This window comes from Candidatus Enterococcus avicola (genome assembly GCF_047470845.1).
In the GTDB taxonomy this organism is placed as follows: Bacteria; Bacillota; Bacilli; order Lactobacillales; family Enterococcaceae; genus Enterococcus_D; species Enterococcus_D casseliflavus.
Genome location: NZ_JBLGTY010000074.1, coordinates 1 through 263, shown reverse-complemented (window position 1 = coordinate 263; position 263 = coordinate 1). Strand labels below are relative to the sequence as shown.

General features: G+C 37.6%; 1 pseudogene. It reads right to left on the bottom strand.

Annotated features, from left to right (window positions below):
• Positions 1 to 74 precede the first annotated feature (74 nt).
• Positions 75 to 263 (bottom strand): annotated as a pseudogene (locus ACI3E5_RS17675) (primase C-terminal domain-containing protein); the annotation flags it as partial.

Below are 263 nucleotides of genomic sequence, written 5' to 3'. Positions count from 1 at the left end.
TATTGGGAATCCCAGCTTAAATCATAGATACCGTAAGGGATTTTATTCTTTATTTAAAACTTTGCAACAGAACCAAAGAAAGTATTGATTTGACGCAAATTGTCCTCAGAATGACCTTTTGTAAACATTCTGGCTTCATCAGCATACGTTCCATAGCGAAATACATTTGGTGTCCAATGAGTGAATCGATTATTGTTTTCGATCACCCCTTCTTCTGAAGTGATCACTAGTCCAATCCCCTCGATCATGTGTTCCTTTGAACG